Origin of the sequence: Ralstonia flaminis (genome assembly GCF_958415495.1) — a bacterium.
Lineage (GTDB): Bacteria > Pseudomonadota > Gammaproteobacteria > Burkholderiales > Burkholderiaceae > Ralstonia > Ralstonia flaminis.
In genome coordinates this window covers 82,598-104,301 of sequence record NZ_CATZLL010000014.1, presented here as the reverse complement: position 1 = coordinate 104,301, position 21,704 = coordinate 82,598, and the positions used below count along the sequence as shown (strand labels likewise).

Here is a 21,704-nt window from a genome sequence, read left to right as displayed (position 1 = left end):
GCTATCCTTAGGCGGTCAAGCACGTTTGTTGCGTGCGCAGCACCAGAACCCTCGGGAGGAAACGCATGGATCGCGCAGTCTGTCTCGCCACGGTTGTTGAGGATGCCGGCCAAGGCCGCCGCGCTGCCGTTGTTGCCGCGTTGATACTGGCAACGGGGCTGGCGGCCTGCTCGTCGCCGATGCCACCCTGGCAGCCGCCGCGCACGACCATCCAGCCTGCACCGTCGCCCATGTCGGCCCCTGTCTCGCAGCCGCCGCTCGCGCGACCGGCACCGGTTGTGCCGGCCATGCCGCCTGCCGGCACAGCAACCGAGCCGCCGCGCTCCAATGTCGGCATGGCCAATCCGGCTTCGGAGTATTGCCTGCAGCGTGGTGGGCAGCTTGAGTTTTCCACCCGCGCCAACGGCGCCGAAGTCGGCACCTGCGTGAGCCCTGGCGGAGACGAGTGCGAGGAGTGGGCGTTCCTGCGCGGCAGTTGCACTTGGTAAGACACCGCGCACGCTAAAAAATAGGGCCGCAGATGCGGCCCTTTGCTTTTGCGTTGACGAGGCGTCGCGCGTGCTTACCGGCGCGCCACCACCACCTTGTCGGCGGATTCGGCTACCACTCGCATTGGTACGCCGTCGGCCTGCAGCCTTTGCCACGTCACGCGGCGCATGAAGGCGTAGGCAGGCGGGCCGTCGGTCCAGCGCTTGATCCATTCATCGGTGGTGGCGACCACCTTGTCCGGCTCCAGGCCCGCGCCCATTTCCAGCTCATCAAAACCGGAGACCAGCGTCATCGGGCGGCCCAGGTAATAGATGGCGGTCTGGTCCAGCCACTCAACCGAGTAGAACGGCATTTCGGCGGGAATCGGCCCGACGGCGCGCTGCGTCTTCTCGATGACGTCACGCGCGGACAGCGCATCGCGGAAGATCTCGGTGGCATTGAGCACGCGATCCCAGCAGAACAGCGCGCAGAGCGATAGCACGATCACCGCCAGCGTGTGCCGCTGCCAGCGCAGGGCCATCAGCGCTGCCACCGTGCCGACGGCCAGCATGACCATGACGCTGCGTAGCACCGGCATGGCCTGCGCTACCTGCTCGGCTGGCATCTTGGCGCCCGCCTTGGCTCCAATCAGGGGCACCGCAAACCATAACCCGATGGCAATCAGCAGGTTCACGCCCAGCGCCCACGCGACGGCGCGGGTCGGCATCTTTTCCAGCGCCAGGGCCAGGATGATCGCCAGGGCCGGGAAGGCCGGTACGATGTAGCCCGGCAGCTTGGAGCTTGAGACCGAGAAGAACAGAAAGATCATCGCCGTCCACGCGATCGACCAGCGCATCAGGTCGAACTCCCGGGCGCCAACAAACAGATCGGCCACGCGCCCAATGCGTCTGCCGATTACCGTGAAGAGCAGTGGCGTCCATGGCAGCAACCCAGCGGCACCCACCGCAATGAAGTACCACCACTTGCCACTGCGATGGTGCTCGTTGGTGAGGAAGCGCTGGAAGTGCTCGTGGATGAAGAAGAAATCGAAAAACTCCGGGTTGCGCTGCTGCACGATCACGAACCACGGCACCGTGGCGATCAGGTACAGCGCCAGGCCCGGCAGCCAATGCATCCGGCGGATCAGCGCCCAGTTGCGCGTCATCAGTAGGTAAGCCACGCCGATCAGCCCTGGCAACACCAGCCCGATCAGGCCTTTGGTGAGCGTGGCGCCGGCCAGCGCCAGCCACACCACCAGCATCCAGCCCAGGCGCCCACCGCGCGATGCGCCTGGCCGCTGCGCCAGCGCGAAGCCGCACGCGCCCACGGTCAGGAAGAAGCCCACACCCATGTCGAGCGTGATCACCTGCCCGAACAGCAAGTACAGCAACGAAGAAGCGAGGATCGCCGCCCCCGTTGCTGCCGCGCGTCCGCCGCGATAGACCGCCAGCGTCCACGCCGTCATCAGGATGCCGCCCAGGCCAAACAGGAGCGGCCACAGGCGCGCGCCCCAGGCGTTGATGCCGAACGCCTGGAACGTGGCGGCCGTCGTCCAGTACTGCAGGGGGGGCTTCTCGAAGTATTTGAGGTCGTTCAGGCGCGGCGTCACCCAATCGCCGGAGACCACCATCTCTCGCGGGATCTCCGCATAGCGGCCCTCATCCGGGCGGAACAGGGTGGAGCGCTGGAACAGGTCGTCCGTCCAGAGCGCCAGAAACACGGCGATGAGCGCGACAACAAGCAGCGCCATCCACGGCGAACGAGGGCGGGAAGAAACAAGGCGGGATTCCATGCTGGGGGTAAACTTCGCGGGCACGGTCGGAAAGGCTAGGATTCTAGTCGATGCCGGATTAGCAGATGGTTAGCCTCGGCACGGCATATGGCTTGCATTGGCCAAACACCTTCAAATTTCCCACGCAATACGCATGAGCAAGGCCAAGCTCGACACCTATCTCAACGATCGCCTTGACTGGAACCTGCTGCGTACCTTTCTCGCCATTGCGCGGGAGCGCAGCATCAGCCGTGCAGCGACACGCTTGCACCTGACGCAGCCCGCCGTGAGCCAGGCCCTCAAGCGGCTGGAAGACCAGCTCGGCATGCAACTGATCGACCGCCAGGCCAACCCCATCGAGATCACCCGCGCGGGCGAGGAAGTCCGCCAGATCGCGGAAGAGGTCTACGGCACCATTTCGCGCCTGTCGCAGGCCAGCGGCGAGGGCGGCCACGGGATCGCTGGTATGGTGCGTGTTGCCATCGTCAGTGGGTTGGACTTTCCCGACTACGACGCATTTCTTGGGCGCTTCCACCGCGACTATCCGCGCATCGAACTCGAATGTCAGGAAATGCGCAGCGCCGATGTGGTGCGCAGCCTGGAGTTGCGCACGGCCACGCTGGGCCTCTCACCCAAGCGGGCGCTGCCCAAGAAGATCGAGCACCGGCTGTTTCTGCGCCAGCGCTATGCCCTGTTCTGCGGGCAATACCACCTGCTGTTCGGCAAGACGGATGTGCAGATCGCCGATCTGGCCGGCGAGAAGTTCGTCTCCTTTACCGGCGACAAGATTGGCGATCCGCTTTCCATGCTCACGTTCTTTCGTGATGAGATGGGCCTGACTGGGCCGGTGGTCGGCTCGTCATCAAGCATGTGGGAAGTGCGGCGGCTGATCGTGGCGGGCTTCGGCATCGGCTGCTTGCCCGAGCACGTGGCGCAGGACGACGTGGACCAAGGCCGTCTGCAGCGCTTGCCGCCTGAAGACGGTGTGGCCGATGTCGACATGCACCTGCTGTGGATGGCCGACCGCAAGTTCAGCGCGGCGGAAGCGGCGTTCCTGGAAGCGCTGCACCGGTTTATTGATGCGCGCTATCCGGAGTCGGCAGGTAGTCAGTAACCGCGCGCGACGTCAACGACGTTGGCGAGCGCTTCGCCTTTCATCAGGCGCCGCACGTTCTGCGCGACCTGCAGCCCGATGGTGTCGGAACTGGCAACCGATGCCATGTGCGGTGTGACGATCAAATTGGGTGCGCGCCAGAACGGGTCATCCGCCGGCAGGGGCTCGTTCGGGAACACGTCGACGATGGCGCCGCCTAGGTGGCCACTGTGCAGCGCTTCCAGCAGATCAGCAGCGGCAAGGTGTTCGCCACGTCCCACATGAATCAGCTTGGCGCCCGGTTTGAGGCGCGCGAACGTGCCGGCGTTCAGCAAGCCGCGCGTTGCATCGGTGAGCGGCAACAGGCAGATCAGGATGTCGGTCCCTTCCAGGAACATCGGCAGACCCGCCGCACCGCAATACACGCCAATGCCGGGCAGATCACGCGACTGCCGCGCCCAGCCGCGTACGTTGAAGCCCAGGCGGTGCAATTCTCCGGCCACGTGTGCGCCGATCTCTCCCAAGCCCATCACGCCGACGGTGCAAGCTGATGGATGCTGTTGCTCTGGCCGGAGCCACGTTGCGCAGCGCTGGTTGGCGAGCACGCGATCCAGTTGCCGGTGGAAGTGCAGCACGCCCCAGGTGACGAACTCCGCCATGCCCCGCGCGTGCTGCGGATCGACCACGCGGCACAACGGCACGGCGGGTAGGGTTGGATCAACAAGGATGTTGTCGACGCCGGCTGCGATGCTGTGCACGAGGCGTACGCGCGGCATCGCGGCGATGGCGCCCTGCGGCGGGTTCCAGCAGACGGCGACTTCTGCATCCTGTGCAGCGGGCTCGCCGTGCATGCGCACGTCCAGCTCCGGGGCCGCGCGCAAGATCGAGGGCACCAGGTGCGACATGTCGTAGTCGCGGCTGATGAGGGCGAGGGTGGTCATGGTGATCAACTGCGGTAGTCGGAGCGGGAGGTGTCGATCAGCCGCAGCGCCGCCAGCCAGGCGCGGCGTGCAATGACGGGCGACTCCTCCCGATTGAACTGCGCGGCGGTGCGCTGGCGTACCGCCTCGGGCGGAAAGCGCAGCGGGGTACCGCCGGCCAATGCCTGAATCTGCGCCTGGCAAGCACGTTCCAGAAAATAGATTTCATGGAACGCGTCGGCGGCCGTGTTGCCGCCAGCCAGCAGGCCGTGGTTGCGCAGGATCATCGCCTTGTGCTGACCGAAGTCGTGCACCAGGCGTTCACGCTCGCCCAGGTCCAGCGCAATGCCTTCGTAGTCGTGGTACGCCAGCTTGCCGTAGAACTTGAGCGCATGCTGGCTGATCGGCAACAGGCCATGTTCCTGGGCGGAGACTGCAATGCCCGCCGCCGTATGCGTATGCACCACGAAATGCAGATCGTCGCGCGCAGCGTGGATGGCCGAGTGGATCGTGAAGCCCGCCGCATTGACGGCGTAGTGCTCGGGGTCTGCATCGGCGCGTTCGTCGATGACGTTGCCGTCCAGGTCGATCTTGACGAGGTCCGACGCGCGCATCTCTCCAAACAGCACGCCGTAACGATTGATGAGGAAGGTCGGGCGGCCGTTCTCGTCAGGCAGGCGTGCGGTGATGTGCGTGTCGATCATGTCCGTCATGCGGAAATGGTCAATCAAGCGGTACAGCGCGGCCAGATCGGTGCGGACCTGCCATTCGACATCGGAGAAGGCCGCTGGGCGGCGCGTGTGCAGCGAAACGTGTTGAGCTTCCATGGGAATGCGTATGGAGGTGGACATCAATTCGTGGCGAGCGCGGCCGTTTCTTCCGGCTGCGTGCCGTCGCGATAGCGGCCCAGGCCGACGATGCCGATCAGCGAGATGGCGGACAGCACGGTAAAGAACAGCGCCAGCGGCAGCCATTCCCCCTTGTAGCGCTCAGCCAGCATCGTGCCGATCAGCGGCGTGGTGCCGCCGGCGATCATGGTGCAGACCTGATAGGCGATCGAGATGCCGGAGTAGCGTACGCGCGTCGGGAAGGCCGGGGTCATGAAGCCTGCGATGACGGCGTACACAGCAGAGAGTGTGACCACCGCGAGCGTGATGCCTGCCACCATCGCCACCGGGTTCTGCGTGCTTACCAGCAGGAACATCGGATACGGCGTGAGCATCGAGATGCATGCCGCCCACGTCAGGAAGCGTGTGTCGCCGTAGCGTTGCGCCAGCAGTGCCGACACCGGCTGCGACAGCAATTGCAGGATCGTCACGACGAACAGGCAATCGAGAATCAACGCCTTCGACATGCCCAGGTACGTGGTCACGTACGAAATCATGAAAGTGTTGGTGAAGAAGAAGCCGGCCGAGCCGATGGTGGTGGCCATGGCCGCCAGCACGATCGGGCGCCACGCCGTGCGCAGCACCTCGCCCACCGGGTTCTTGAGCACCTCGTTGTTCTGCTTCATGCGCTCGAACTCGGGCGATTCCTTCACGCCCATGCGGATTGCCACGCCCACGAGCAGCAACACGAAGCTCGCCAGGAACGGCAGGCGCCAGCCCCAGGTGATGAAGCTCTCATGGTCGAGCGACGACACCAGTCGGAACGACAGCAGCGACAGGATCAACCCCACCGGGCTGCCCATCTGCGGGAACGAGGCAAAGAACACGCGCTTGGCCTTGGGCGCATGCTCGCTCGCCATCAGCACTGCGCCGCCCCATTCGCCGCCCACCGCAATGCCTTGCAGCACGCGCAGCAGCACCAGCAGGATCGGCGCCCAGATGCCGATGGTGGCGTAGCCCGGCAGCAGGCCGATGCCCGTGGTGGCAATGCCCATCAGGAACATCGTCACCAGCAGCATCTTCTTGCGGCCGATGCGGTCGCCCAGATGGCCGAACACGGCGCCAGATAGCGGTCGCGCGATGAAGCCCACGAAGAACGTTGCGAACGACGCCATCGTGCTCAGGAAGTGGTTGCTGCTCGGGAAGAACACCTCGCCCAGCACGAGCGCGGCGGCGGTGGCGTAGGTGTAGTAGTCGTAGAACTCGACGGCGGTGCCGATGAAGGCGGCAGTGGCTGCGCGTACCGGTTGGTGCGTTACGGTGGGTGACTGCGATGACTGTGACATGGGGCGTCCTCCTTTATTGGGCGTGCCCGCCGCCACGTCGCCGGCGTTCATGCGCTGGTCTGTGCCGTGGGGGGCGGGGTGTCGGTCGTCAGCCGATGCCGCCATTTATGCGCATCAACGCGGATGCCGGCAAATTCGCATTTTTGATTCCCCGTATTAGCCGCGCTTATGCCCTGAGATCGGGCGCTGTATGCGGCAATAGCGCCATCGCGGTGCAGGCGGCTAGCGATCAACGTGCTTCATGCAGGCTTCGCGCCAGCCGTATTTGTGTAATTTATATGCCGGATAAACATTCGCAATTTGACGCTTCTTCCGCCGCTGCCAGATAAAGATGCCTGGAAGCGCCGAGCCGGTCGGCGCGCAAGCAAAGGAATGGAGACATGTTGAAGGTCAACGGGGCGCGACTGTGGTCGAGCCTGATGGAAATGGCTGCGGTCGGAGCCACGCCCAAGGGCGGCGTGCGGCGTTTGGCGCTCACGGAAGAAGATGCAGCGGGCCGTGCATTGTTTGCGCGCTGGTGCGAAGAGGCCGGAATGACGCTCAGCACCGATCGTGTCGGCAACCTGTTTGCGCGCCGTGCGGGCAAGTCGGCCGATGCGCGACCGGTGGCCAGCGGCAGTCACCTCGACACGCAGCCGGAAGGCGGCCGCTTTGACGGTGTGTATGGCGTGCTGGCTGCGCTGGAGGTCGTGCGCACGCTCAACGACGCGCGAGTCGAGACCACCAAGCCGATTGAGATCGTCGTGTGGACCAACGAGGAAGGCGCGCGCTTCACGCCGGCCATGCTGGGCTCCGCCGCATTTGCCGGTGTGATGCCGCTCGAGCAGGCGCTGACTTCGCGCGATGCGCAGGGCATTTCGGTTGCCGACGCTTTGGCGGCCACCGGCTACGCAGGCGAACGCGCCATCCCCGGCGAGCCGTTCGATGCCTACTTCGAGGCGCATATCGAGCAAGGCCCGATCCTGGAGGAGAACGGTGTGCCGATCGGTGTCGTCACGGGCGGGCAGGCCATCCGCTGGCTCGACGTGCGCGTGCAGGGGCAGGCCGCGCACGCGGGCACGACGCCGATGCGCTTTCGCCGCGACGCACTGTTCGCAGCGGCTGAGATGGCGACTTCGCTGGAAGCGCTGGTCGATGATTTTGCGCCACGCGGTCTGGCCACGGTTGGCGAGATCGGCATCCTCAATGCCTCCCGCAACACCATTGCCGCTGATCTGGCCTTCACGGTGGACCTGCGCCACCACGAAGACGCCCGCATCGCAGAAATGGAAACCGCGCTGCGTGAGCGCTTTGCTGAGATTGCCGAACGTCGTGGCCTGACGGTGCAGATCGACCTGCATTGGGTGAGTCCCGCCACGCCGTTCGATGCCGACTGCGTGAAGGCCGTGGCCGATGCGGTGGCGACGCTCGACTACCCGCACCAGCGCATCGTGAGCGGCGCGGGGCATGACGCCATCCACATCGCCAAGCATTGTCCGACGGCGATGATCTTCATTCCGTGCGTCAACGGCCTGAGCCACAACGAGGCCGAAGACGCGCTGCCCGAAGACGTCACGCGCGGCGCCGACGTGCTGCTGCATGCCGTGCTGGCGCGGGCGAAGTAAAAGTCTCACCGCTTCCGCCATCCTTGTCCGACCCATCAGTAGGGTCGATGCGTTGCAACTTGTTGCGGTAGCATGGCGCCTGCCGACACTTTTGTCGGTTTAGTACGTCTTCAGGGCGGGGTGGAATTCCCCACCGGCGGTATGCGGGCAAGGTGTTTGCGCCCGTGAGCCCGCGAGCGCCCGGTATGCGCTGCGCATATCGGGGTCAGCAGATCCGGTGAGATGCCGGGGCCGACGGTCAGAGTCCGGATGGAAGAAGATGTGCGGAACAACACGCTCCCGCGGTAGGGGCGCGCTCGGGCTTTGCCGAGTGCGGCCGCTGCACGGGCGTGTTTGTCTGCTTGCCCTGGAACGTCTTGTCGCCAATCTCAGCGAGGAGCGTTTCCATGTTGTCCACTCAGCAATCCCCTGTGGTCCACCCGCCCGCATTGCCTACCAGCAATGTGATGCTTGACGCCATCGACGCGCGTTTCGATCCGGCCGACATGCCTGCGCGCATGGCTGCTGCGCTCGATGCCGTGCGGCTTGGCGTGCCCGTCGTCGTGCTCGATGATGCCGACCGCGAGAACGAGGCCGATCTGATCGTTGCCGCAGACAAGCTCACGCAGGCCAGCATGGCCATGCTGATTCGCGAATGCAGCGGCATCGTCTGCCTGTGCCTGACGGCGGAGAAGAGCGCATCGCTCGGCCTGCGCCCGATGGTGGAAGACAACTGCAGCCAGTACGGTACGGCGTTCACCGTGTCGATCGAGGCACGCACGGGCGTGAGCACTGGCGTGTCGGCGGCGGACCGCATCACGACCATCCGTGCAGCGATTGCGCCGGACGCCGATACGCAATCCGTCGTCAGCCCCGGGCATGTGTTCCCGCTGGTGGCGAAGGAGGGTGGGGTGCTCACGCGGCGCGGCCATACCGAAGGCTCGGTCGACCTTGCGCGTCTGGCGAGCTTGCCGCCGGCTGCGGTGCTATGCGAACTGATGCTGCCCGACGGCACCATGGCGCGCCGTGATGACGCGGTGCGCTTTGCCGATCAGCACAACCTGCCGGTGCTGACCATCGAAGACATCGTCCGATATCGGGAGCAGATGGAGCGCGCGGTCAGCTTTGCCTGACGCAATAGCCGGCCGCGCTAGAGAGGTGACGTTGACTACCGCTTGAGCGCGGCTGCTTCCTTGGCGAGCGCCGTGATGCCTGACCAGTCGCTGGCAGCGACCTTGTCCTTGGGTACCATCCACGAGCCGCCCACACACACTACGTTGGGTAGCGCGAGGTAATCGGGCGCGCTCTTGGGCGTAATGCCGCCGGTCGGGCAGAAGCGCACGTCACCGAACGGGCCGTGGATCGACTTGAGCATCGGGATGCCGCCTGCCGCCTCGGCCGGGAAGAACTTCAGCGTGGTCAGGCCGAACTCCAGCGCCAGGATCAGCTCGGACGGTGTCGCAATGCCCGGCAGCCAGTCGAGGCCGGACTTGGCCTGCGCGGCTGCCAGCGCGGGCGTGATACCCGGCGATACAGCAAACACAGCGCCGGCCTCTTTTGCTTGCGCAAAGTGCTCCGGCCGCGTGAGTGTGCCAGCGCCAACGATGGCATCGCTGCCCAGGTCCTTGGCAACCGCGCTGATCACATCCAGCGCTACCGGCGTGCGCATCGTGATCTCGAACGTGCGGATACCGCCCTCGTACAGCGCGCGGCACACCTTGACGCCTTCATCGACGGATTGGAACTGCAGCACCGGAATGACCGGGCCGGCCAGGACGACGGAATCGATACCCACAACGTTCTCCTAGTTCAACGACACAACTAACAAGCTTAGACGACGGTCGACAGCGCCAGAGTCAACAGCAGCGCCACGATCGAGATGATGGTTTCCAGCACAGTCCACGTCTTGAAGGTTTGCGGCACGGTCAGGTTGAAGTACTCCTTCACCAGCCAGAAACCGCCGTCATTCACGTGTGACAGGATCAGCGAACCGGCGCCGGTGGCGAGCACCATCAGCTCCGGCCGGACGGCCGCGCCAGAAGCTGCCGCGATCGGGGCGACGATACCGCAGGCGGTGGTCATGGCCACGGTGGCCGAACCGGTGGCAATACGGATCATCACGGCCACCACCCAACCCAGCAGCAGCGGCGAGAGGCTGGCGTCCATCGCCACACCCACGATCGCCTTCGACACGCCCGAGTCACGCAGGATCTGGCCGAAGCCGCCGCCTGCGCCCACCACCAGCGTGATCGTGGCGATCGGCGCCAGGCACTCGTTGGTGAACTTGAGGATGGTTTCGCGGTTGAAGCCGCGTGCCTTGCCGAAGGTGTAGAAGCTCACGATCGCGGCAATCAGCAGTGCCATGACCGAGTTGCCGGCCAGCTTCAGGATGTCGTTCGCAAGCGTCTTGGGCGCGGCAATCAGATCTGCCCAGCTGCCGATCAGCATCAGCACCACCGGCAGCAGGATCGTGAACAGCGTGATGCCAAAGCCCGGCAGTTCGCGTTTCTGATCAGATTCAACAAACTGCGCGGCCAGCGGGTTGTTCTCATCCGGCTTGACGTAGCGCGAGACCAGCATGGCCCACACCGGACCCGCCAGGATGGCGGTCGGCAGGCCGACGATCAGCGCGTACAGGATGGTCTTGCCGATGTCTGCTTGGTAGGCGGTCACGGCCAGCAGTGCGGCCGGGTGCGGGGGGATCAGGCCGTGCACCACCGACAGGCCCGCCACCATCGGCAGGCCAACCATCAGGATCGGCGTGCCCGTGCGCTTGGCCACGTTGAAGGCAATCGGAATCAGCAGCACGAAACCGACTTCAAAGAACACCGGCAGACCGATGATGAAGGCCACCACCATCATCGCCCAGTGCGCATTCTTCTCGCCAAACGCATTGATGAGCGTCCTGGCGATGCGCTCGGCACCGCCGGATTCCGCCATCATCTTGCCAAGCATGGTCCCTAAGCCCACCACCAGCGCAATGTGGCCAAGCGTATTGCCCACGCCGGTTTCGAACGCCTTGACGATATTGCCCATCGGCATGCCGACCACCACGCCCAGCGCGAGCGAGACGACGATCAGCGTAACGAACGGGTTCAGTTTCTGGACGGCAATCAGGTAGATCAGCGCGACCACCGCCAGCGCGGCGGTCAGCAATAGCGAGTTGCCTTGCATCGGGACCATCGGGTTTCCTCCTCAGGGATATTCACGGCTCTTGTTGTTAAGACGCCCCGTCGTGCAGGGCGCCCCTTTTGAAATGCGCTTGACTTGCGAGTTACGGCTTCTTGTAGGCCACGCAATCCACTTCGACCTTGCAGTCGATCACCATGCTCGACACGACGCAGGCGCGCGCTGGCGGGTTGGCGCCAAAGTATTCCTTGAACACCTTGTTGAACGACTGGAAGTCACGCGGATCATCCAGCCACACGCCGCAGCGCACGACGTGCTCGGGGCCGTAGCCGGCCTCGGCCAGGATGGCGAGCACGTTCTTGATGGTCTGGTGCGATTGCTCAACGATGCCGTTGCCGACCACCTCGCCGTTCACCATGGGCGTCTGGCCCGAGACGAACAGCCAGCCGTCTGCGCCGGCGGCACGGGCAAAGGGGAGATGCTGGCCACCGGTGCCGGTGCCGCCTTCGACGCCAATTCGGGTAATCGTCATAGCTACGTTCCTTTCTTTCAAACAGGTACAGAAATTCAGTGAAGTTCAGCGGAGGCAACTGCCTGCACGCGCGGCCCGCGCTTGAGGAAGCGCCCGGCGCGATTCGGCTGCACGGTGCCCTCGCGGTACGACAGGTGGCCGTTGACCCAAACCGCCGCAATGCCAGCCGCCGGTTGCTGCGGGTCGGTAAAGGTGGCGACATCGCGCACCGTTTCCGGGTCGAACAGCACGAGGTCGGCCCAGTACCCTTCGCGTACTAGGCCGCGTTCGGCCAGGCCGAAGCGCTCGGCGGACTGGCCTGTCATCTTGCGGATGGCGGCCGAGAGGGAGAGCAGCTTGCGCTCGCGGCTGTAATAGCCGAGCACGCGCGGGAAGGCGCCCCACAGGCGCGGATGCGGCTTCGGATCATTCGGCAGACCGTCGGAGCCGATCACCGTGGCGGGGTGCGTGATGATGCGATCCAGGTCTTGCGGCGACATGTTGTGGTAAACGGCGCCCGCCGGCTGCAGGCGGCGGGCGGCGTCCATCAGGTCTGTGCCCCAGGCGGCGGCAATCTCCTTGAGCATCTGTCCGGCCATGCCCGGATGCGGTTCCGACCAGGTGATGAAGATGTCGAATTCGTCCGTCACCTGCTTCAGGTCCAGCGTGGACGAACTGGCGGTGTACGGATAGCAATCACAGCCCACCGGCTGATAGCGCTGCGCGCCTTCGATCGATTCCAGCACCTCACCTGCGCGGCCCCAGTTGGCGGCGCCCGCGCACTTCAAGTGCGAGATCACGATGGGCACGCGCGCATGCTTGCCGATGCGGTAGGCCTCGTCCATCGCGTCGAGGATGGCCGCAAACTCCGTGCGCAGGTGCGTGGTGTAGATGGCGCCGGCTTCGGCCAGCGGTTCGGCCAAGCCCATCACCTCTTCGGTCGTCGACGCAAACGCGTTGGCATAGGCCAAGCCTGTGGACAGACCCAGCGCGCCGTTGTCGAGCGCCTCGCGCAGTTGCGTGCGCATGCCTTCGACTTCATCGGCGGTGGCGGGGCGGTCCAGGCGGTCCAGATGGTTGTTGCGCAGCGCCGTGTGGCCGATCAGCGCGGCCACGTTGACTGCTGGTTGCGCGCGCTCCACGGCTTCTACATACGACGCAAACGTCGAATACGCAAACGCGCTGGCGGGCCCGAGCAGATTCATCGGGTCCGGCGGGTCGCCCTTGAGCGTGGCCGGCGATGCGCTGATGCCGCAGTTGCCGACGATGACCGTGGTGATGCCCTGCGACACCTTGCATAGCATGTCAGGTGTACGGATCACGTTGGTGTCGTCGTGCGTGTGCACGTCGATGAAGCCAGGGGCGAGCACGCGGCCTTCGCCGGCGATTTCCTCGTCGCCCAGCCACGCGGTGGAATCCGACGTGGCGATGGCAGCAATGCGTCCATCGATGATGGCTACGTCAAACAGCGTGGCCTCGGGTTCGTGGCCGCTGCCGTCGACGATGCGGACCTGGCGGATGACGCTGTCGTATTGTTCCATGTACTGCTCCTGCTCAGTCTCCGAGCGGCTGGCGATTGCCGCCGCCGCGATGCGCATCGAGCACGTACTTGATGCGCCGTAAGAGCTCCTTGCTGCGATCGGCCTGTTGCAGCGCAACCTCGGTCGCCAGCAGGTCGATCATCATCATCATGGCGTAGCGCGATGACGACGGCTTGAAGATGAAATCGGTCTCCATGGACTGGATCGGCAGCAAGACATCGGCCAGCGCCGCCACGGGTGAACCGATGGCCGTGATGGCAACGATCTTGGCGCCGTACTCGCGCGCGATGGTCACGCTGTCGATCACCTCCGGCACGTGGCCGGTCACGGAGAACACCACCACCACATCGTCCGGGCTGAGCGTGGCCGCAACCATCCGCTGCAGCATCGAATCATGATAGGTGGTGACTGGCCGTCCCAGGCGGGCAAGGCGGTAGCGCATCTCGTCGGCCATGGTGGTCGAGCCGCCGCCCATGCCGAACACCGCGATCATGCGTGCCTTTGCCAGGGCCTCGGCAGCGTTGCGGAATGCCTCGGGCCGCACCAGGGCGCGGTTGGCTTCCAGCACGTTGGTAATGTCGGCCAGGATGCCGTCTGCGCTGGAGGGCGGGCGGTCTGCGCCGCCATCCAGAAAGCGCTGGCCGACTGCGGCTGCCTGCGCTAGCTTGAGTTTGAGTTCGCGCACGTCGCGGCAACCCATCGCTTTGGCGAATCGGGTGACGCTGGCTTCGCTTACGCCGGCGCGTTCGGCCAGCGTCTGGATGCTGCCGGCAGCCGCTTCGGCAATGTCACCCAGCACCGTCTGCGCGACCTTCTGCTCAGCGGGGCGCAACTCGGCGGCACGCTGAGAGATTCGGGTGACGATGTCCATCGGTTCGCGCATTGGTTCAAGCATGCAGGGCTCCCGGTAGTTGTCCGGATAGCAGCAAACGGAGTGCTTTGGTACTTTGTAACAGGCTGGCCCGGAGAATAATTTCGCCGCTATCATTGTGTCAACCCGATGTTTACCCCCAAAGGAACGCGAGTCGATTCCCATGAGTGATACAAAGTACCAAGGAGACGCCAACGCCGTCGTCAACCCGCTCGATAAGGGTCTGGGTGCGTTGGAAACCGCTTGCGCGCCGGAGCAGATCGCTGCGCAGCGCTGGAACGTATTGAGCGAAGACCTGAACCTGCCGGTGGCGGTGCTTTCGCAATCGCGCCTGGAACACAACCTGGCCTGGATGCAGCGTTTCGTGGGTGAATACGGTGTCAAGCTGGCGCCGCACGGTAAGACAACGATGGCGCCGCGCCTGTTCCAGCGCCAACTGGCGGGCGGCGCGTGGGGCATCACGCTGGCAACGGCGCACCAGACGCGCGTTGCCTACGCGCATGGCGTGCGCCGCGTGCTGATGGCCAACCAGCTGATCGGCAAGCGCAACATGGCTATCCTGGCTGAGCTGCTGGCCGATCCGTCGTTCGAATTCTTCTGTCTGGTGGATGCAGCCGATCAAGTGGATCAGCTCGCCGCTTTCTTTGGCAAGGCGGGCCGCCCGATCCAGGTGTTGATCGAACTGGGCGTGCAGGGCGGTCGTACCGGTGTGCGCGATGAGGCGCAACTGCAATCGGTGCTCGATGCACTCACGCATGCCAATGGCGCTGTCAAGCTGGCGGGCGTGGAAGTGTACGAAGGCGTGATCAAGGAAGAGGCTGACATCCGTGCCTTCCTGCAGCGCGCTGTGAAGGTGATTGGTGATCTGGCCAAGGCCGGCCGCCTGCAACGCACGCCAGCGGTGCTGACCGGTGCCGGTTCGGCCTGGTATGACGTGGTGGCCGAGGAATTTGCCAAGACCGATATCGGCCAGCCGCTGGATGTGGTGCTGCGCCCCGGCTGCTATCTGACGCACGACGTCGGCATCTACAAGGCCGCGCAGGCGCGTATCGACGCCAACAACCCGATCGCGCACAAGATGCGCTCCAGCCTGCTGCCCGCGCTGCAACTGTGGGCTTACGTGCAATCGGTGCCGGAAGGCGAGCGCGCCATCGTGGCGCTCGGCAAGCGTGATGCCGCATTCGATGCCGGTCTGCCGCTGCCGGTGCTGCATTTCCGCCCGGGTGACAAGGCACCGTCAGCCACGCCCGCGCATTGGGAAGTGACCGGCATGATGGATCAGCACGCCTACCTGAAGATCGCCCCCGGCGACGACATCAAGGTCGGCGACATGATCGCCTTCGACATCTCGCACCCGTGCCTGACGTTCGACAAGTGGCGCCAGATCCCCGTCATCGACGATACGTACAACGTCGTTGACGTGGTGCAGACGTACTTCTGATCGGGGCGCGCATATGGCAGACATCCTCGCCTATGGCGAAGCGCTGATCGAGTTCAACCAGGCGGATTCCGGCAGCACGTCGTGGAACTTCGGTTTCGGCGGCGATACATCCAACTTCTGCATTGCCGCGGCGCGGCAGGGCGCACGCACCGGCTACATCAGTGCAGTGGGCGGTGACCGCTTTGGTCAGGCGCTGCGTGCGCTGTGGCAAGCGGAGGGCGTTGATCACACCTACGTGTATACCGATGCGCAGGCGCCCACGGGCCTGTACTTCGTCTCGCACGACGCGCGCGGCCATCATTTCGACTACCTGCGTGCGGGTTCCGCCGCCAGCCGTTTCCAGACGGCGAATCTGCCGCTGCAGGCGATTGCGGCGGCCAAGGCGTTCCACCTGTCGGGGATCAGCCTGGCGATCAGCGATACGGCTTGCGATGCTGGTCTGGCAGCGATGTCGCACGCGCGGGCGTCGGGCGTGCTGGTGTCGTTCGATACCAATCTGCGCTTGCGCCTGTGGCCGCTGGCCCGTGCCCGTGCGGTGATGCGCGAGGCCATGCGCACGTGCGACCTGTGCCTGCCGAGCTGGGATGACGTGACTGTGCTGCTCGACTGTCATGACCGTGATGGCATCGTCGATACGCTGCTTGGCTGGGGTGTCAAGCTGGTGGCGCTCAAGATGGGCGCGGAAGGCTGCTATGTGGCGACGCCCGAGTCGCGCACGCTGGTGCCGCGGCATACGGTTGATGCCATTGATGCGACTGGAGCGGGGGATTGCTTTGGTGGCTCGTTTGTTGCGCGCATCGTGGCGGGGGATTCGCCGATTGAGGCGGCACGTTATGCCAATGTGGCTGCAGCCATTTCGACCACGGGCTATAGCGCTGTTGCGCCGATTCCGCGTGCGGATGCTGTGCGTGCGGCGTTGGCTTTGGGGCAGGCTGCTTAGGTTGATGTTGGTGGTGCGCTGGTGTTTCGTCCCCTGGCGGGGCCGACTCACTTTCTTTGTCTTGCCAAAGAAAGTAAGCAAAGAAAGGCGCGCCCGATGCGGCGACCCCCTCCTTGAATTTCTGTCGCAAGGAGGGGAAGGGGAAAACTCGCTGCGCTCAAACAGTTCCCCTTCCTTTTTCCTCCTTGCGACAGAAATTCAAGGCGCCGCATAGGGCAGGGTACGGCCAAACCGTCTGGTGCCTGTGTTGGCGCTCGTGACCGGCTAAAGAAAAACGCCACCGCGTTGTTTGCGGTGGCGTTTCCTTTTGGGACTTTGCTATTTACTTGGCCGGTACCAGATGCACACGTGACTCCGTGGCTGCCTCTACTGCCTTGCGCGAATACAGCAGCGGGAAGTACTCGCCCTTGAGCCACATCGGCGCGAGGTCGCGGTAGTGCGGGCTGTCGGGGTTGCCGGATTGGCCGGGCAGGTTGACGGCGCGTGAGTTGTCCCAGTTGCCAACATCCACGACCGTGCGGAACGACGGTCCGTTGGTCTGCAGGAAATCGTTCGCGCGGTACGTCGACTGGTTCGGCGTGTAGGCGCTGCCGCCTTCTGGTGTCGGGCCAACGTTGAGCTTGGCGCGCGTGGCCTCGTCGACGATGGCCGCAAACGGGTGCGCGTTCAGGTTGTGATGCAGTGCGCCCCAATTCCACGCCTGTGGGTTCGGGCCCTGGCGCTTGACCATGTCGGCCCAGGCGTCCTTCAGGCTGGCGAGCAGCACGGCGTCACGCTTGGCAGCGGCCTGTTGTGGGTCTTCACCGAATTTGTGTTCGCTGCCTTGCGGGTGTTCCAGCGTGTCGAGCATCACTGCCGTATCGGGGGCGCCCATGGCATCGGCGCCTGCCTTGGTCAATACCGCATTCTTGAACGCGCGGCCCAGGTGGTGCGTGAACCAGACCTCATGCAGCGCAGCCTGTGGAGAGTCCGCCAGCATGGTCGCGTTCCAGCCCTTGAAGAGGTTGAGCGCGGCCTGAGTGTCGGCATCGTTGGACGACAGGGGGTTAAGCAGCGTCATCAGCCGGCGCGCGGGAATCGACACCATGTCATTCTGCAAGCGCATCGAATCTTCAATCGATACCTTGTCGAGCTTGGCCAGGACTTCATCAATGCGTGCGTGGCGCGAGCCGTTGGTCCACTCGAAGCCAAGCTTGCGTTCGCGGTACGGATAGTCGGCCGGCAGGTTCATCTCGTTGGACGAGGTGAAGTAGCCCGACTTCGGGTTGTAGGTGCTGGGCAGTTGGTCGCCGCGCCAGAAGCCGGCCCATTCATAGCGGCCATCGCCGGGCACGGGCAGCAGACCATCCCAGTTCGGGCGGATGGGGGCGAGGCCGCCGGGTACCCATCCGATGTTGCCCTTCGTATCGGCATAGACCTGGTTCTCGGTGGGCGCGCCCCAGTTCAGCATCGATTGCTTGAACTGCGCGAACGTGCGCGCACGCATGTAGCCGACCGAACCGAAGTAGGGTGACATCCCCGGCGAGAGCCATGCCGAACGCACGGCATACGCCCGGTGCTTCTCGGCATCGACGTAGATGACGGGGCCGTGGCGCGTGAAGGTGAGGTCGATGGCGCGGGGCTCACTGCCGCGCACCTTCATGGTTTCGTGCAGCACCTTGAAGGGCTCCCAGCCGCCGTTGTAGCGGTACTCGCTGTTGTTGGCCGGGTTCAACTCATAAACGTAGAGGTCTTCCTGGTCGATGTTGAAGATGGTCAGACCAAAGGCGACGTGCCCGTTATGGCCGATCGACACGGCTGGCAGCGACGGCTCGCCCGCGCCGATGATGTCGAGCGTGGGCGTGCTGACGTGGGCGATGTAGCGCAGGCTCGGCGCGGAGTAGGCGCGGTGCGGGTCGTTGGCCATCACGGCGCGGCCGGTGGTGGATTTGCCTGGCGCGATCACCCAGTTGTTGCTGCCCTCCATGGTCTCTTCGAGGTTGGTGGCAACGGCCATGCGGGTGCTGTCGATGTCGACGCCCTTGAGCGATTCGGGCGTCAGTTTCACGCCCTGCGTGGCGAGCGTGAAGACCTTGAGCAGATCCTTCGGCAGGCATGGGTCCAGGCCCTCTGGCAACTGGGTTTGCCATGCGGGTTGCAGGCCGAAGCGGATGGTGTCGTCGGCCAGGCTGGCCTTGCAGGCCACGTTGGCGCGCGCCACCTCCGATTGCAGGTTGCGCGTGAGGCCGTGGCTGCGGATGCGCACCACGTCTTCCGGGGTCCAGTGCGCAGGCGTGTAGTTCAGCTTGCGGAACTCGAACGGCATCTGCTCCGGGTGCTTGGCCAGCCAATCGACATAGGCGTTGATGCCGGCAACGAAGCGCGTGGCGATGCGCTGCGCATCGGGGCTGTAGTGGTTCCATTCGACCTGCATGTCCCCGCGATAGAGGAACAGCCGCGCGGCGCGATCCTGTTCCACATAGGCGGGGCCGAACACTTCGGAGAGCTGCCCCAGGCCGCGGCGGCGCCACAGGTCGATCTGGAACAGGCGGTCGCGCGCGGCATTGAAGCCTTGCGCGAAGAAGCCGTCGTCTTCGCTCTTGGCATAGATGTGCGGCACGCCCCAATGGTCGATCAGGATGTCGGCGGGCTTGGACAGGCCGGGCACGGCGATGGTCTGCGCGGCGGCTGAGTTGGCCGGTTTGGCCGTGTCCTTGGCGATAGCCTGTGCAGACATGCCGAGCGCAATGGCAGACAACACAACGGGAAGTGAACGGATGGGCATGGCGATGCAGTCTCCTCTCTGAGCCCGGAATGCCAATGCAACCCAAGGTGGGGCGCAGGATTCAGGCGTTCTTATGGGTACAACAGACAGCCGCGCGACGGACGAATGGCGAGCTGATGGGAAGGGCGAGCTGGCCGATCAGTGAAGCTGGGTGGGAACGGCTAGGGGAGAGATGCCCACCGATCGGCGCAGACCCCCAGTATGCGGAGGTGCTCACACTCGCGCCAATGACTTTTGTTCGATCAACCATTCCGTCAAGGCATGGTTGCGCGCAGGTCAGGCCAGTCGGCTAAACCAAGGTCTGCGGGCCGCTCTTACGTACGACGCACGTTGGCGGCCAGCACGTGACCCAGCTCCCCGGGGAAGATCGGCTTGGTGATGACGGATTGGTAGCCGGCCTCCTTGGCCGCTTTCAACCGGATCGGGTCAGCAAATGCGGTGACGGCGATGGCGGGCAGGTCGCTCATGCTGATGCCGTGGACACATAAGGCACGTACCGCACGCACAAGCTCCAACCCGTCCATGCCGGGCATGGCCAGATCGCTGACCAGCGCGTCAAAGGGGGCGTCTGCGGGGGACTGCTCCAGCGCATCAAGTGCCGCTGCGCCATTGGATACGGTAACAACCTCGGCGCCGTAGCGCTCGAGCATCAGCGCAATCACGCCGAGCGATTCGGGGTTGTCGTCCACGGCCAGCACGCGCATGCCGTCCAGCGCCGGGGCCGACGTGCCGGAGACGAAGCCGGGCATGCGCCCAGTCTGTTCGTCCGGCTGCGTGGCATGCAGTGGCAGCGTGACGGCCATCGTGGTGCCGTGATTGGCACCGCTGCTGGCGGCTGTAATGCGCCCGTGATGCAGCTCGACCAGTTGCTTGGCGATCGCCAGCCCCAGCCCCAGCCCACCGTGGCGCCGCGTGTTGGACAGGTCTGCCTGCTGAAAGCGGTCGAAGATATGCGGCAGGAACGCGGGTTCAATGCCGATGCCGGTATCGCGCACCGTCGCTACCACGCCTTCTGGTGCCGGGTGTACCGATAACCGGACGTGTCCACCTTCGGGCGTGAACTTGACGGCGTTGGCCAGCAGATTCCAGAACACCTGCTTCAGGCGCCCCGCATCGCCTTGCAGCATGGGCACGGGCAGGTATTCCGTGTCGATGCTGATCTGTTTCTGGCGCGCCATCGGCTCGATGGTTTCGCGCGCACGTTCCAGCACGTCGGCCAGATCGACTTCTCCAATTTCCAGCGGCACCTTGCCCGACAGGATGGCAGACATATCGAGCAGATCGTCGATCAGGTGGACCTGCGTGCGGGCGCTGCGCTCGATGGCTGCCAGCCCGCGCTTGAACATGGCTTCGTCATACGCACGCATGTTCAGCAACTGCGCCCAGCCCAGCACGGCATTGAGCGGCGTGCGCAGTTCGTGGCTGACAGTGGCAAGGAAGTCGTCTTTCAGGCGGCTGGCGCGCTCGGCTTCCGCACGCGCACGCGATTCGGCTTCGAGCAGCTGCGCGCGGCGGGTTTCGGCCTGGCGGCGTTCGCTGATGTCGATCACGGCGTTGGTCAGGCCGATGATCTCCCCCGTGTCATCACGCAGGGGCATGACCACCACGTCGTAGACCACGCGCTGGGTGTGCCGGCGGCGGAAAGCGAATTCCACCCGCGTGGGCGTACCGCTGGCAATGACGCGCTGGCCGGCTTCTGTCAGGCGTGCGGCGGCACGTCGGCCGAACACTTCGCGCACGGTGCGTCCCATCAGTTGCTCAGGTTGCAGACCGAACACGGGGTTGTGCACCCAGGTGAAGTGCATCGTGTTGTCGACGTCGTAGAGCGAGATGGGCGAGGCCTGCAGTGCTGCCAGCAGGCGCTGTTGCGACACGCGTTGGAGCGTTTCGGCGCGGGCGCGGCGTTCGGCGCCGGCACGCGCCCGACGCAACTGTTCGCACAGCAGGCAGATCAGCAGCGCGCCCGCAGCAAACACGCTCAACTGCACAGGCGTGAGGTTGATGGGCGGCACCGCTTGCAGCTCGACCAATCCGGCAAACAGCAACGCATACGTGGTAATGGCCGCGATGCCTGGCCAGAAGCCGCCGTACCAGGCGGCAATCGTCACCACCGGAAACGCCAAATAAAACGGTAGGCGAATGCCCATGGCCGATTCCAGCATCAGCCGCCCTAACGTGCCCACCGCGGCCGCGCCAATCGCCACCAGCCAGGCAGATGGCCGGATCGCCGGCGCGGCGCGCAGCCCGCTACCGCTGAACGGCCCAGGATCGGCGATCCGCTCGGCCGGCCCGGATGGGCGTGCGGGGCGTGCAAGGTGCCCGGAGCGCGCAGCGCGCGCATCCAGAGGGCGAGAGGGGGAGTGCAGGATGAACTTCACGATCGGGCGCAGCGGCATCGGGCGGCCAAAGGTGACTCAGCATATGAACTGGCCGCCGCTGATGCCATCGGGGTTTCGCTGACATGCCTGCCAGAGGGTGGCCGATTTAGCACTCGATTTC

At 64.7% G+C, this 21,704-nt stretch carries 17 protein-coding genes and 1 riboswitch; of the genes, 6 read left to right on the top strand and 11 right to left on the bottom strand.

Annotated elements, in window-relative coordinates:
* Positions 1 to 65: 65 nt before the first annotated feature.
* Positions 66 to 488 (top strand): putative hemolysin, encoded by a 423-nt coding sequence (locus R2N11_RS20055; RefSeq protein ID WP_199031175.1) that lies wholly within the window; start codon positions 66 to 68, stop codon positions 486 to 488.
* A 74-nt stretch (positions 489 to 562) separates the two neighbouring features.
* On the opposite strand, the gene R2N11_RS20050 is transcribed toward R2N11_RS20055, so the two are convergent.
* Positions 563 to 2,218 (bottom strand): ArnT family glycosyltransferase, encoded by a 1,656-nt coding sequence (locus tag R2N11_RS20050; protein ID WP_199031176.1) that lies wholly within the window; start codon positions 2,216 to 2,218, stop codon positions 563 to 565.
* A 175-nt stretch (positions 2,219 to 2,393) separates the two neighbouring features.
* Between R2N11_RS20050 and R2N11_RS20045 the strand changes: the two genes are divergently transcribed.
* The gene (locus R2N11_RS20045; RefSeq protein WP_316682150.1) at positions 2,394 to 3,353 is read left to right on the top strand and encodes a LysR family transcriptional regulator; all 960 of its coding nucleotides are present in this window, start codon (positions 2,394 to 2,396) and stop codon (positions 3,351 to 3,353) included.
* Here R2N11_RS20045 and R2N11_RS20040 read toward each other — a convergent pair.
* Genes R2N11_RS20040 through R2N11_RS20030 form a run of 3 tightly spaced genes read right to left on the bottom strand, consistent with a single transcriptional unit; the run spans position 3,347 to position 6,425 of the window.
* The gene (locus R2N11_RS20040; protein WP_316682149.1) at positions 3,347 to 4,273 is read right to left on the bottom strand and encodes a 2-hydroxyacid dehydrogenase; all 927 of its coding nucleotides are present in this window, start codon (positions 4,271 to 4,273) and stop codon (positions 3,347 to 3,349) included. The genes R2N11_RS20045 and R2N11_RS20040 overlap by 7 nt on opposite strands.
* Positions 4,274 to 4,278: 5 nt before the next feature.
* The gene (locus R2N11_RS20035; RefSeq protein ID WP_199031178.1) at positions 4,279 to 5,079 is read right to left on the bottom strand and encodes a class II aldolase/adducin family protein; all 801 of its coding nucleotides are present in this window, start codon (positions 5,077 to 5,079) and stop codon (positions 4,279 to 4,281) included.
* A 23-nt stretch (positions 5,080 to 5,102) separates the two neighbouring features.
* Positions 5,103 to 6,425 carry an MFS transporter gene (locus R2N11_RS20030; RefSeq protein ID WP_316682148.1) on the bottom strand — a complete coding sequence of 441 codons (1,323 nt, stop codon included), beginning with the start codon at positions 6,423 to 6,425 and terminating at the stop codon, positions 5,103 to 5,105.
* Positions 6,426 to 6,805: 380 nt separating this feature from the next.
* Between R2N11_RS20030 and R2N11_RS20025 the strand changes: the two genes are divergently transcribed.
* Positions 6,806 to 8,029, top strand: a complete 1,224-nt coding sequence (locus R2N11_RS20025; protein WP_316682147.1) for a Zn-dependent hydrolase — start codon at positions 6,806 to 6,808, stop codon at positions 8,027 to 8,029.
* Positions 8,030 to 8,131: 102 nt separating this feature from the next.
* Positions 8,132 to 8,294, top strand: a riboswitch (FMN riboswitch).
* Between the two features lie 121 nt (positions 8,295 to 8,415).
* Positions 8,416 to 9,141 carry a 3,4-dihydroxy-2-butanone-4-phosphate synthase gene (gene ribB, locus R2N11_RS20020; protein WP_316682146.1) on the top strand — a complete coding sequence of 242 codons (726 nt, stop codon included), beginning with the start codon at positions 8,416 to 8,418 and terminating at the stop codon, positions 9,139 to 9,141.
* Positions 9,142 to 9,176: 35 nt separating this feature from the next.
* Here the strand turns inward: ribB and R2N11_RS20015 are convergent, their stop codons facing one another.
* The 5 genes from R2N11_RS20015 to R2N11_RS19995 all read right to left on the bottom strand — a co-directional run bounded on the left by R2N11_RS20015 (position 9,177) and on the right by R2N11_RS19995 (position 14,072).
* A complete protein-coding gene (locus R2N11_RS20015; protein WP_199032156.1) occupies positions 9,177 to 9,803 on the bottom strand; it encodes a bifunctional 4-hydroxy-2-oxoglutarate aldolase/2-dehydro-3-deoxy-phosphogluconate aldolase in 627 nt (208 codons plus the stop codon).
* Positions 9,804 to 9,838: 35 nt separating this feature from the next.
* Positions 9,839 to 11,191, bottom strand: coding sequence for a GntT/GntP/DsdX family permease (locus R2N11_RS20010; protein WP_199032157.1), 1,353 nt, complete (start codon positions 11,189 to 11,191; stop codon positions 9,839 to 9,841).
* A gap of 91 nt (positions 11,192 to 11,282) precedes the next feature.
* The gene (locus R2N11_RS20005; RefSeq protein ID WP_009240594.1) at positions 11,283 to 11,669 is read right to left on the bottom strand and encodes a RidA family protein; all 387 of its coding nucleotides are present in this window, start codon (positions 11,667 to 11,669) and stop codon (positions 11,283 to 11,285) included.
* 35 nt (positions 11,670 to 11,704) lie between these two features.
* On the bottom strand, positions 11,705 to 13,189 hold the full coding sequence (locus R2N11_RS20000) for a D-aminoacylase (RefSeq protein WP_316682145.1): 1,485 nt from the start codon (positions 13,187 to 13,189) through the stop codon (positions 11,705 to 11,707).
* Positions 13,190 to 13,202: 13 nt separating this feature from the next.
* Positions 13,203 to 14,072 (bottom strand): MurR/RpiR family transcriptional regulator, encoded by an 870-nt coding sequence (locus tag R2N11_RS19995; protein ID WP_316682197.1) that lies wholly within the window; start codon positions 14,070 to 14,072, stop codon positions 13,203 to 13,205.
* Between the two features lie 151 nt (positions 14,073 to 14,223).
* Between R2N11_RS19995 and R2N11_RS19990 the strand changes: the two genes are divergently transcribed.
* Both R2N11_RS19990 and R2N11_RS19985 read left to right on the top strand, forming a co-directional pair.
* Positions 14,224 to 15,501 carry an amino acid deaminase gene (locus R2N11_RS19990; RefSeq protein WP_316682144.1) on the top strand — a complete coding sequence of 426 codons (1,278 nt, stop codon included), beginning with the start codon at positions 14,224 to 14,226 and terminating at the stop codon, positions 15,499 to 15,501.
* A gap of 13 nt (positions 15,502 to 15,514) precedes the next feature.
* Positions 15,515 to 16,441 carry a sugar kinase gene (locus R2N11_RS19985; RefSeq protein WP_199032160.1) on the top strand — a complete coding sequence of 309 codons (927 nt, stop codon included), beginning with the start codon at positions 15,515 to 15,517 and terminating at the stop codon, positions 16,439 to 16,441.
* Between the two features lie 322 nt (positions 16,442 to 16,763).
* Here the strand turns inward: R2N11_RS19985 and R2N11_RS19980 are convergent, their stop codons facing one another.
* Both R2N11_RS19980 and R2N11_RS19975 read right to left on the bottom strand, forming a co-directional pair.
* Positions 16,764 to 19,205, bottom strand: coding sequence for a penicillin acylase family protein (locus R2N11_RS19980; RefSeq protein WP_316682143.1), 2,442 nt, complete (start codon positions 19,203 to 19,205; stop codon positions 16,764 to 16,766).
* Between the two features lie 314 nt (positions 19,206 to 19,519).
* On the bottom strand, positions 19,520 to 21,601 hold the full coding sequence (locus R2N11_RS19975; protein WP_430715462.1) for a hybrid sensor histidine kinase/response regulator: 2,082 nt from the start codon (positions 21,599 to 21,601) through the stop codon (positions 19,520 to 19,522).
* Positions 21,602 to 21,704 lie beyond the last annotated feature (103 nt).

Bases quoted from the DNA above. Each gene is read 5' to 3' on its own strand.
- R2N11_RS20025 (WP_316682147.1), top strand. From the start codon at position 6,806: ATGTTGAAGGTCAACGGGGCGCGACTGTGGTCGAGCCTGATGGAAATG.
- R2N11_RS19990 (WP_316682144.1), top strand. From the start codon at position 14,224: ATGAGTGATACAAAGTACCAAGGAGACGCCAACGCCGTCGTCAACCCG.
- R2N11_RS20040 (WP_316682149.1), bottom strand. From the start codon at position 4,273: ATGACCACCCTCGCCCTCATCAGCCGCGACTACGACATGTCGCACCTG.
- R2N11_RS20055 (WP_199031175.1), top strand. From the start codon at position 66: ATGGATCGCGCAGTCTGTCTCGCCACGGTTGTTGAGGATGCCGGCCAA.
- R2N11_RS19980 (WP_316682143.1), bottom strand. From the start codon at position 19,205: ATGCCCATCCGTTCACTTCCCGTTGTGTTGTCTGCCATTGCGCTCGGC.
- R2N11_RS20000 (WP_316682145.1), bottom strand. From the start codon at position 13,189: ATGGAACAATACGACAGCGTCATCCGCCAGGTCCGCATCGTCGACGGC.
- R2N11_RS19985 (WP_199032160.1), top strand. From the start codon at position 15,515: ATGGCAGACATCCTCGCCTATGGCGAAGCGCTGATCGAGTTCAACCAG.
- R2N11_RS20005 (WP_009240594.1), bottom strand. From the start codon at position 11,669: ATGACGATTACCCGAATTGGCGTCGAAGGCGGCACCGGCACCGGTGGC.
- R2N11_RS20050 (WP_199031176.1), bottom strand. From the start codon at position 2,218: ATGGCGCTGCTTGTTGTCGCGCTCATCGCCGTGTTTCTGGCGCTCTGG.
- R2N11_RS20045 (WP_316682150.1), top strand. From the start codon at position 2,394: ATGAGCAAGGCCAAGCTCGACACCTATCTCAACGATCGCCTTGACTGG.
- R2N11_RS20035 (WP_199031178.1), bottom strand. From the start codon at position 5,079: ATGGAAGCTCAACACGTTTCGCTGCACACGCGCCGCCCAGCGGCCTTC.
- R2N11_RS19995 (WP_316682197.1), bottom strand. From the start codon at position 14,072: ATGCGCGAACCGATGGACATCGTCACCCGAATCTCTCAGCGTGCCGCC.
- ribB (WP_316682146.1), top strand. From the start codon at position 8,416: ATGTTGTCCACTCAGCAATCCCCTGTGGTCCACCCGCCCGCATTGCCT.
- R2N11_RS19975 (WP_430715462.1), bottom strand. From the start codon at position 21,601: ATGCCGCTGCGCCCGATCGTGAAGTTCATCCTGCACTCCCCCTCTCGC.
- R2N11_RS20010 (WP_199032157.1), bottom strand. From the start codon at position 11,191: ATGGTCCCGATGCAAGGCAACTCGCTATTGCTGACCGCCGCGCTGGCG.
- R2N11_RS20030 (WP_316682148.1), bottom strand. From the start codon at position 6,425: ATGTCACAGTCATCGCAGTCACCCACCGTAACGCACCAACCGGTACGC.